This is a genomic window from Staphylococcus ureilyticus (genome assembly GCF_002902235.1).
GTDB classification, from domain to species: Bacteria; Bacillota; Bacilli; order Staphylococcales; family Staphylococcaceae; genus Staphylococcus; species Staphylococcus ureilyticus.
The window spans coordinates 18,981-29,207 of record NZ_PPRL01000005.1; the positions used below are offsets into that span (position 1 = coordinate 18,981).

Below are 10,227 nucleotides of genomic sequence, written 5' to 3' on the forward strand. Positions count from 1 at the left end.
AACTGTAAAACATAAGTAAATGATTACAAATTGGTGACATGGAATTCTATAAAAAAATGACGTATAATAGTAATGGAAAAAATAATAGTATTAAAAATTTGAGGAGGCCCATATGTCTTTATTAGATGTATTACAAGAGAAATTGTCAGGAAAAAATGTGAAAATTGTTTTACCTGAAGGAGAAGATGAACGCGTATTAACTGCGGCAACACAATTACAAAGTACAGATTATGTAACACCAGTTTTATTAGGTAATGAAGCAAATGTTAATGCGTTAGCTAAAGACAAAGGTTTAGATATTTCAAACTTAGAAATTATCGATCCTGAAACGAGTGATTTGAAACAAGAGTTAGTGACAGCTTTTGTTGAACGTCGTAAAGGGAAAGCAACTGAAGCCCAAGCTCAAGAAATGTTAAAAGACGTAAATTACTTTGGTACGATGCTAGTATATACTGGTAAAGCTGAAGGTTTAGTAAGTGGTGCTGCGCACTCTACAGGTGATACCGTTCGTCCAGCCCTACAAATTATAAAAACAAAACCAGGTGTAACTAAAACATCAGGTATATTCTTTATGATCAAAGGTGAAGAACAATATATCTTTGGTGATTGTGCGATTAATCCTACATTAGAAGCACAAGATTTAGCGGAAATTGCGGTAGAAAGTGCAAAATCTGCTCAAAGTTTTGGCATGTCTCCACGTGTAGCAATGTTAAGTTTTTCAACAAAAGGTTCTGCAAAATCGGATGATGTTGAAAAAGTTTCCAATGCGGTAGCGTTAGCACAAGAAAAGGTTGAAACTGATCAACTTAAAGATGTGGTTATTGATGGAGAATTCCAATTTGATGCAGCAATTGTACCTGAAGTTGCTAAGAAAAAGGCACCGGATGCACAAATTCAAGGCGATGCAAATGTATTTATTTTCCCAAGTTTAGAAGCTGGTAATATTGGATATAAAATCGCACAACGCCTTGGTGGTTATGATGCGGTAGGCCCGGTATTACAAGGTCTTAATTCACCAGTAAATGATTTATCTCGTGGTTGTTCAATAGAAGACGTGTATAATTTATCAATCATCACTGCTGCACAAACATTACAATAATGGATTTAGCAAGTAAGTACTTTAATAGTGCCACTTGGCGTTATGTAGATCATTCTTCTGGTTTAGCACCGATGCAGTCATTTGCATTTGATGATACTTTGTCAGAAAGTGTAGGCAAAGATTTATCAAGCAGTGTGGTACGTACTTGGATACATCAACATACAATTATTTTAGGTATCCATGATTCAAGATTACCGCACTTGCAAGATGGTATTCGCTATTTAACTGAAGAACGAGGGTATAATGCGATTGTGAGAAACTCGGGTGGTCTAGGTGTTGTATTAGACCAAGGTGTACTCAATATTTCACTTATTTTTAAAGGCAAGCATGATATTACGATTGATGAAGCATTTTCAGTCATGTACTTATTAGTGTCGAAAATGTTTGAAGACGATGATGTTGAAATTGAGACCTATGAGATTGAACAATCATATTGTCCAGGGAAATTTGATTTAAGTATTAATGGAAAGAAATTTGCCGGTATTTCGCAAAGACGTGTTCGAGGTGGCATAGCTGTCCAAGTATATCTATGCGTTGAAGGCGATGGCAGTGAACGCGCTGCATTGATGAAAGCATTTTATGAACGCGCATTACAAGGCGAGCGTACTAAATTTGAATACCCCGATATTGATCCTCAATGCATGGCATCTTTATCGCAATTATTAGGCAGAACATTAACAGTTCAAGATGTGATGTTCCAGTTACTATATGCGTTAAAAGATTTAGGCGCCAATTTGACGATGGAAGACATTACGGATGATGAGTGGCAACGATATGAAGGTTATTTTGACAAGATGATTGAACGCAATGCTAAAGTTAATCAAAAAATGGACGAATGAGACAAAGACTAGAAACGATACAATATAATGTATTCGTTTTTAGTCTTTTTATTTATAATTGTATAATGGAAAGATTACTATAATTTGTTGAATTATAGCAATTAAATAAGTAATATAGTGAAAGTATACGTTAAAAATCAAAAATAAATTAATAAAATAAAGTGAAGTTTTTGAATAATAGGTCATCGCGTTTTATAATAAATAAGTATTGTTTATAATTAGTAGCAGGTATTAACTTTTTGCTCATTTCGTTCAATTTTGATACAAATTAAAAAACTATGTCTCAAGACGTATGTCAATATATGAAATTTGTGAGATAATATACTTTGATTTGTGTGAAAATCGATTGAGTTGTGTAAAAATGCACGTAATGGTTGCTTGATTAAAAATGAAAAGCATGAATGCTATAGCGAAATGCTATTAAACACAAAATTTCCCGGGAAATGTTAAGATAACTAGGAATGAAATTGAGATTAATAAAAATCGCGGTGCAAAGCATATATTATTTAAATTTAAAGAAAATACTAAAGGTGATTGAAAATATGGCACAACAAGGTTATGGGGAAGCGAATGGCAAGGTGATTTTAATAGGTGAGCACGCGGTGACATTTGGAGAGCCTGCAATTGCGATTCCATTTACGACAGGGAGAGTGAGTGCATTAATTGAGTCTTTAAATGCATCAGAGTCTTCCTATATTAAAAGTGAAGTGTATGATGGTGAATTGGTTTACGCACCTGAACACTTAAAATCAGTAATAACGAGGTTTATTGATAAATATGATATTGCAACACCCATCAAAGTTTCTATAGATACGAACTTACCACCATCAAGAGGCCTAGGATCAAGTGCTGCAATGGCAGTCGCATTTGTACGTGCGAGTTTCGATTATATAAATAAACCCTTAACAGATGCGGTTTTGATAGAAGAAGCGAATTGGGCAGAACGTATTGCGCATGGCAAACCCAGTGGGATAGATACACAAACCATAGTATCTAACAAGCCAGTTTGGTTTCAAAAAGGAAAGGTTACTACATTAAAGCCTTTAGATTTAAATGGGTATATGGTTGTGATAGACACTGGTATTCGTGGTTCAACAAAACAAGCAGTAGAAGACGTACATAATTTATGTAAAGCGGATAGTGGATACCTTAGCTTTGTCGAACATATCGGCAAATTGGTACATGAAGCGCGAGATTCTATCGAACACCATAACTTTGAACAACTTGCTACGGTCTTTAATTTGTGTCAAGAGAATTTAAGAACACTCACTGTTAGTCATGAAAAAATTGAGCAATTGTTAGAGGTTAGTAAAGAGCAAGGTGCGATAGCTGGTAAATTAACTGGAGGAGGTAGAGGCGGTAGTATGATTGTTCTAGCTTCTACTTTAGAAACGGCTGAAAAAATTGTGGAAAGTGCACAATCGTTAGGTGCACATCATACATGGATTGAATATTTAGGAGGTTAGTAAGGTGGTTAGTAGTGGCAAAGCACGTGCACATACAAATATTGCACTGATTAAATATTGGGGGAAAGCTGATGAAGCCTATATTATTCCAATGAATAATAGCTTGTCGGTAACATTAGATCGATTTTATACAGAGACTAAAGTAACTTTTTCTGAACAATATACTAAAGATTTATTGATTTTAAATGGACAAACAGTAGATGATGCTGAAGCAACTAAAATTCGTCGTTTTATGGATATTGTTAGAGAACTGGGTAAAACATCTATGTATGCACATATCGAAAGTGATAATTTCGTACCAACAGCTGCAGGTTTAGCCTCATCAGCAAGTGCTTATGCCGCATTAGCAGCAGCATGTAATGAAGCTTTAAAACTTGGATTAACGGGTAAAGCATTATCTAGACTTGCTCGAAGAGGATCAGGATCAGCTTCTAGAAGTATCTATGGCGGTTTTGTAGAGTGGGAAAAGGGTCATGATGATGCATCATCATATAGTTTCCCGATTGATGCAGATCACTGGGAAGATGATTTGTCAATGATATTTGTCGTGATCAATAATCAAACAAAAAAAGTTTCTAGTCGTGCCGGTATGTCACATACGCGTGATACATCTCGTTTTTACCAATACTGGTTAGATCATGTAGATGAAGACATAGCGTCAGTTAAGCGTGCGATTAAAGACAAAGATTTTAAGTATTTAGGAGAAGTTATTGAAGAGAATGGCTTGAGGATGCATGCAACAAATTTAGGTTCACAACCTCCTTTTACATATATGGTAGAAGATAGTTATTTAGCTATGGATATTGTACATCAATGTCGCGAAGCTGGTTACCCTTGTTATTTTACAATGGATGCAGGACCCAACGTTAAAATTTTAGTAGAAAAGAAAAATCAACAGGCAGTCATTGATGCACTAAAAAAATCATTTAATGATGATCAAATTATTGCAAGTGACATTACACGTACAGGTGTTGAAATTATTGAGTAAGGAAGAGATAACATGATTCAAGTGAAAGCGCCAGGTAAGCTTTATATTGCAGGTGAATATGCTGTTACTGAACCTGGGTATAAATCTGTGTTAATAGCTGTTAATAGATTTGTAACGGCTTCGATTGAAGACTCTAATGCTTCAGAAGGTACAATCCACTCAAAGACATTACATCATGAACCAGTTACATTTCAAAGAGAAGAAGATAAGATAGTCGTATCTGATTTATATGCAGCAAAGCAATTAAAATACGTCATCACAGCTATAGAAGTTTTTGAGCAATTTGTGAGTAGTAATCACATTGACCTAAAACATTTTAATTTAACGATAGATAGTAATTTAGATGACGCAAATGGTCATAAATACGGTTTAGGTTCAAGTGCAGCAGTACTTGTATCTGTAGTAAAAACTTTAAATGAATTTTATGAGATGCATTTATCAAATCTTTATATTTATAAACTTGCAGTGATTGCAAATATGAAATTACAAAGTTTGAGTTCTTGTGGAGATATCGCAGTTAGTGTATACACAGGTTGGCTTGCTTATAGTACATTTGATCATGAGTGGGTTTCACAACAAATTGAAGATACTTCTGTAAACGAAGTACTAAATAAAAACTGGCCAGGTTTACATATTGAGCCACTACAACCACCAGAAAATATGGAAGTCTTAATTGGTTGGACAGGTTCGCCTGCGTCATCACATCACTTAGTGAGTGAAGTGAAACGTTTGAAATCTGACCCTACATTTTACGGGAAATTTTTAGAACGTTCACATGCTTGCGTAGAAAAATTAATTCATGCCTTTAAAACGAATCATATCAAAGGTGTACAGCAAATGATCCGGATGAATCGTGAAATTATTCAATCCATGGATAATGAGGCTACGATTGATATTGAAACTGCACATTTGAAAGTGTTATGCTCTGTAGCTGAAAAATATGGTGGTGCTGCTAAAACATCAGGCGCTGGTGGCGGTGACTGTGGTATCACAATCATTAATAATGAAGTTGATAAACAATCAATTTATAAAGAATGGCTAGAAAATGAAGTGAAACCGTTAGAGTTTAGTATCTATCATGGTCAATAAGCTTAGGAAAAACAATTTTTAAATGTTGCGTTGTCTAATCATAGCAAGGATGAGCAGGGATGATGCTTTAGTTGGGTTGAAACTCATATATAAGTTATACTATCGTAATAATAAATTGAGAAGCGACACGGCTGTGACAATTGATTTGTCCAGCCGATTTTTGATTGAATTATAAAAATCAGACAGAAAAGTATATAGAAAAAAGTAGTATCACGAACGTGTAATGCTATGTTTTCATACACAACTTTTAGATCTTATGGGGCATAACTTGAAAAAAATTTAAAATAGAGTAAAATAATTAGAGTTGTAATTTATCGTTATAAATATCTTGGTGAGGCTTTGATAGGAAATTGAGCGCATATTTCACATAATTTATCAGGAAAATGAGTGAATCATTCACGTTTGGAAAGATGAGGGGATTGATTTTGCAAAATAAATTTTTAATCTGCGATGATTGTCAGGGCGTTAATTGTAAATCTTTACAGAAAAAACTGACAAAATTAGATCCTCATGCAGAAATAGAAATAGGTTGTCAATCGTATTGTGGTCCTGGTCGACGTAAAACTTTTGCATTTGTTAATAATCGCCCATTAGCAGCCTTAACTGAAGATGAGCTTATGGAAAAAATTGAAAAACAGTTGCAAAAACCTAGAGATCCTGAAGAGGAAGAGCGCCTTAGAAAACGCAATGAGGAACGTAAACGACGTAAGGAAGAACAAGATCGCAAACTGAAAGAAAAATTAGCTAAGAAGAAAAGTAAGTGAAAGACACTCAAGGTGGCACATATGAAATGATTGAATTGCACGATGCAGTTTAATCATTTTTGTACTAATGAATATAAAAAAACACTTTTGTTCATGCCGACATATTGTATGTGCATTGAGCAAAAGTGTTTTTTAATTTAATATATTATTGAAACTAGACCATTATATGTTATTAATGTTTAAAGTGCTGTGTAACCACCATCAATTGTGAAGACGCTACCTTGTGCAAATGAAGATGCGTCAGATGCAAGATATACAACGATACCACCGAGTTCGTTTGGTGTGCCTGGTCTGCCCATAGGTGTGAATCCCATCCAGTCTTCAATCATTGCTCCACCTTGATCAAAGAAGGGTTTCGTAAGTTCTGTTTTCATATAACCCGGGGCAATTGTGTTTACTTTAATATTGTATTTTGACCATTCCATAGCTAAACTTTTCGTCAACATGATGACACCAGCTTTGGAAGCATTGTACGAACATTGTTCTTGAGGTTTATTAGCAATTAGTCCTGACATAGAGGATGTATTAATGATAGAACCATAGCCTTGTTTAATCATTACACGTCCAACGGATTGAGCAACTAAGAAAATGCCGTTCAGGTTTAAATTTATAACTTTATTCCAATCTTCAAATGACATTTCTTCGGCTTTTGCATTAATCGTCATGCCAGCATTATTAACTAAAATATCAATTTTATTAAATTGTTTTGTAACTTCTTCGACCATTTGATTTACAGCATCTGGATTTGTAACATCTACTTTTAGAGCGATCGCTTCTACGCTTTCAGTTTCACTAATTTCTTGTGCAGTATCATTAGCTACCGCTTCATTAATGTCAGCGATAACGATGTTAGCACCAGCTTGTGCTAATGCAGTAGCCATGGCTTTGCCTAAGCCCATCGCGCCTCCTGTTACAATTGCTACTTTTCCATCTAATTTAAATTGTTCTAATATATTTGTCATGTTAAAACTCCTATCCTTTTTAATGATTTGGTTGATTAACTTTCATAAAGAAAGTCAGTATAAATCCTATGAAATAAATAATTGCATATGTCCAAATAGTTAATACAGGACCTCCTATCGGTACGGTTAACGTTGCGATAGCTGGTCCGACAAAGTTGCTTAAGCCAGCAGATAAATTATGAATAGAAACCGCTGCCCCTTTATGATTTGGTTCTAAAATGGGAAAAATGGCTGACATCGGTACAAATGCCGCGACAGCAAAACCAAATACAATCGCTACTGCACCAGCAACCCAAATGTTGGGTCCAGTCGAGATTGGTAAATAGTAAAAGGCTAATGTAGAAATCACCATTCCCATACAGCCAAACCACCGCACTTGTCGTACCCATCCGATTTTATCGCCAACCACACCCCAAAATAGGTTAGTAAAAATAGTTACGATATACATTAATCCCCAAATTCTCAACCATTCTGATGTAGTAAATCCTACGGTATCAGTGAATACGATTGGCATGATAACGACAAGACCAAACAATGCTAATTGGTTAATGATTCTAACTACGCAAGCAATAGCAACTTGAGGATTTTTTAAAATGGTTATACCTTTAGCGAATTCAAGTAATATCTCTTTGGGCGTTAATCTATCGGATTCTTTCTCAGAGCCTTTTCTATCTTTAACTAAAAACATGGCCATTAAACCACCGATTAAAATGAATATTATGGAAGACCATAATGTTCCCATAAATCCAATCCAAGGTATTGTAAAACTAGGTAGATAGGTTCCTAAAAACCCGATACCCACGGAATACATTGCCCAGAACCAGCCCATAGCTGAAGCTAGACGATGTTTTGGAGCTGAATATGTAATCCAGACGACGAAGCTATAGATAAACATCGGATAGGCAAAGCCTCTAATACCATACATAATTAACATCATTGGATAGCTATGTTGCTCTAACCCTAAAGTTAAAAAACCGATATGAAAAATAATCCAAATGATAAACGCAAATGCCATTATTTTTCTCGGGCTAAAAATTTCAGCCAAAATACCGGAAAGCCAAGATGCAACTGCTACAATAAGACCATAAAGTGTTAAGACTGCGGATGCTTGATGTGCTTCAAACCCAAGACTAACAATATATTTTGATAAAAAAGCTTGTTCAATACCATCACCAGTCATGAAAATAGCTACTGCTATATAACCCCAAATTAAAGTTAACGGTAAGCCTAAAAATTGCTTAGAGCTATCTGTACTTAGTGTATTCACAAAAATCTCTCCTAATCTTTAAATATGATTTCTAAAATGTTAATCGACTTTAAATATACTCATCTATCTGTCGTTGGAGAGGTAATAATGTTTTAAATTTTTGAATATAATTTCTAAAACTTTCAACATCTTGAGATTTAGGGTTTAAAGTGATTTGGTCAGTGTTATCAAAAGCTTTAACGTTTAAGTAATTGGCCAAATTTGTATACTGATTTTCTAGTAAATAACGGGATAATATTGCGATACCCCATGCGCCACCTTCACTAGCAGTTTTCATAACACTGACTGGTGTTTCTAATGCTGCAGCTAAATAGGATTGTGCAACTTTGTCTGTTTTAAAAATACCACCGTGGCCTAGCATGCTATCAATTTGAATATCTTCATTTTCTTTTAATAAATCAATACCAATTTTCAAAGTACTAAAGGCACTAAAAATATGTGTTTTCATAAAGTTTTCAATATTGAATTCACTATCAACGTGACGTAGGAACATCGGATAACCTTGATTGACATCCGTTATGAATTCTCCGGAGATATAGCCATAAGATAATAATTTTCCTAAGTCTTCATCTCCATTAAAAGCGCTTTCAAATAACTTGGTAAAAAGTTCATTTTTATCATATTTTACATTCATGAGTTGGAAGACTTCTTCAAACAAATGAACCCAAGCATTGATATCAGATGTACAATTATTAGCATGTATCATCGCAACATCATAACCATCAGGTGTAGTTACAATGTCTACTTCAGGATAAACATGGGTAATCGGTTTCTCTAGTACAATCATTGAAAATATACTAGTTCCTGCAGAAACATTTCCGGTTTTTGGTGCTACGCTATTCGTTGCCACCATGCCTGTTGCAGCATCTGATTCTGGTGCACACATTGGACACCCTGGTTCCAGTTCACCATTTGGGTCGATGAGTTTAGCGCCTGTTTTTGTTAAGTAACCAGCAATTTCTCCAGCTACAATGACATTTGGTAACATATCGCTAATATCTTGCGAGTAACCTAAATTTTGAAATAATGTATTAAAACGTTTTAATAGATCTTGACGGAATTGCTTACGTTCGCTGTCAACTGGGAACATACCAGATGCGTCTCCAATACCTAATACCTTTTTATCTGTTAAATACCAATGAACATATCCAGCTAGGGTAGTTAGATAACTAACTTGTTTGACGTGTGCTTCGTCATCTATTGCTGATTGGAACAGCTGAGCGATGCTCCAGCGTTCTGGTATATTTACTTTAAAATATTCGCGTAACAATTTTGCTGCTTTATTCGCATTGTTATTGCGCCAAGTTCTGAAAGGTACTAATAAATCATCATTGTCATCAAATGCTAAGTAACCATGCATCATACCACTAATTCCTAGAGAAGCTAAGGATTTAATTTGAACATGATAGTTATCCTTAATTGATTGTGACATTTCAGCATAACTTTTTTGAATGCCTACCCATACATCATTAATGGAATAAGTCCAATAACCATTTTCATATTTGTTCTCCCATTCAAAAGAACCTGTTGCAATTGTTTCGCAATTAGGTGCGATAGCAATTGTCTTTATACGCGTAGAGCCTAATTCAATGCCTACAGATAGTTGACCTGATTCAACCAAGTGCTTGATATCATCACTTTCCATTTTGTTGCTCCTTTACTTAAAAAATAATGTAAACGTTATCAAAAATGAATATTAATTTAAAAATTATGAAAAGTCAATTAAAGATTATTATACATTTAGTTCATATGA

The 10,227-nt window shown here is 34.9% G+C and carries 9 protein-coding genes; 6 read left to right on the forward strand and 3 right to left on the reverse strand.

Annotated elements, in window-relative coordinates; all coding sequences use genetic code 11:
- The first annotated feature begins 112 nt into the window (after positions 1 to 112).
- The 6 genes from pta (at position 113) to CD150_RS00670 (ending at position 6,245) form a co-directional block, all read left to right on the forward strand.
- Positions 113 to 1,099 (forward strand): phosphate acetyltransferase, encoded by a 987-nt coding sequence (gene pta, locus CD150_RS00645; protein WP_046207276.1) that lies wholly within the window; start codon positions 113 to 115, stop codon positions 1,097 to 1,099.
- Positions 1,099 to 1,938, forward strand: a complete 840-nt coding sequence (locus CD150_RS00650) for a lipoate--protein ligase family protein (protein ID WP_046207277.1) — start codon at positions 1,099 to 1,101, stop codon at positions 1,936 to 1,938. The genes pta and CD150_RS00650 overlap by 1 nt, the downstream gene beginning before the upstream one ends.
- Positions 1,939 to 2,480: 542 nt before the next feature.
- Positions 2,481 to 3,404, forward strand: coding sequence for a mevalonate kinase (gene mvk, locus CD150_RS00655; protein ID WP_073343428.1), 924 nt, complete (start codon positions 2,481 to 2,483; stop codon positions 3,402 to 3,404).
- Between the two features lie 4 nt (positions 3,405 to 3,408).
- Positions 3,409 to 4,392 (forward strand): diphosphomevalonate decarboxylase, encoded by a 984-nt coding sequence (mvaD, locus tag CD150_RS00660; protein WP_064209589.1) that lies wholly within the window; start codon positions 3,409 to 3,411, stop codon positions 4,390 to 4,392.
- A 12-nt stretch (positions 4,393 to 4,404) separates the two neighbouring features.
- On the forward strand, positions 4,405 to 5,481 hold the full coding sequence (locus CD150_RS00665; RefSeq protein WP_073343425.1) for a phosphomevalonate kinase: 1,077 nt from the start codon (positions 4,405 to 4,407) through the stop codon (positions 5,479 to 5,481).
- Between the two features lie 425 nt (positions 5,482 to 5,906).
- Positions 5,907 to 6,245, forward strand: a complete 339-nt coding sequence (locus CD150_RS00670) for a YuzB family protein (RefSeq protein ID WP_064209587.1) — start codon at positions 5,907 to 5,909, stop codon at positions 6,243 to 6,245.
- A 179-nt stretch (positions 6,246 to 6,424) separates the two neighbouring features.
- Here the strand turns inward: CD150_RS00670 and CD150_RS00675 are convergent, their stop codons facing one another.
- The 3 genes from CD150_RS00675 to CD150_RS00685 are packed head-to-tail and all read right to left on the reverse strand — an operon-like array spanning position 6,425 to position 10,119.
- Positions 6,425 to 7,207 (reverse strand): SDR family NAD(P)-dependent oxidoreductase, encoded by a 783-nt coding sequence (locus tag CD150_RS00675; RefSeq protein ID WP_073343421.1) that lies wholly within the window; start codon positions 7,205 to 7,207, stop codon positions 6,425 to 6,427.
- A gap of 19 nt (positions 7,208 to 7,226) precedes the next feature.
- Positions 7,227 to 8,474 (reverse strand): MFS transporter, encoded by a 1,248-nt coding sequence (locus tag CD150_RS00680; RefSeq protein ID WP_046207283.1) that lies wholly within the window; start codon positions 8,472 to 8,474, stop codon positions 7,227 to 7,229.
- A gap of 49 nt (positions 8,475 to 8,523) precedes the next feature.
- Positions 8,524 to 10,119 carry a xylulokinase gene (locus CD150_RS00685; protein ID WP_103161245.1) on the reverse strand — a complete coding sequence of 532 codons (1,596 nt, stop codon included), beginning with the start codon at positions 10,117 to 10,119 and terminating at the stop codon, positions 8,524 to 8,526.
- Positions 10,120 to 10,227: the final 108 nt, after the last annotated feature.

Coding starts and splice junctions, on each gene's coding strand:
- pta (WP_046207276.1), top strand. CDS start 113: ATGTCTTTATTAGATGTATTACAAGAGAAATTGTCAGGAAAAAATGTG.
- CD150_RS00650 (WP_046207277.1), top strand. CDS start 1,099: ATGGATTTAGCAAGTAAGTACTTTAATAGTGCCACTTGGCGTTATGTA.
- mvk (WP_073343428.1), top strand. CDS start 2,481: ATGGCACAACAAGGTTATGGGGAAGCGAATGGCAAGGTGATTTTAATA.
- CD150_RS00665 (WP_073343425.1), top strand. CDS start 4,405: ATGATTCAAGTGAAAGCGCCAGGTAAGCTTTATATTGCAGGTGAATAT.
- CD150_RS00675 (WP_073343421.1), bottom strand. CDS start 7,207: ATGACAAATATATTAGAACAATTTAAATTAGATGGAAAAGTAGCAATT.
- CD150_RS00685 (WP_103161245.1), bottom strand. CDS start 10,119: ATGGAAAGTGATGATATCAAGCACTTGGTTGAATCAGGTCAACTATCT.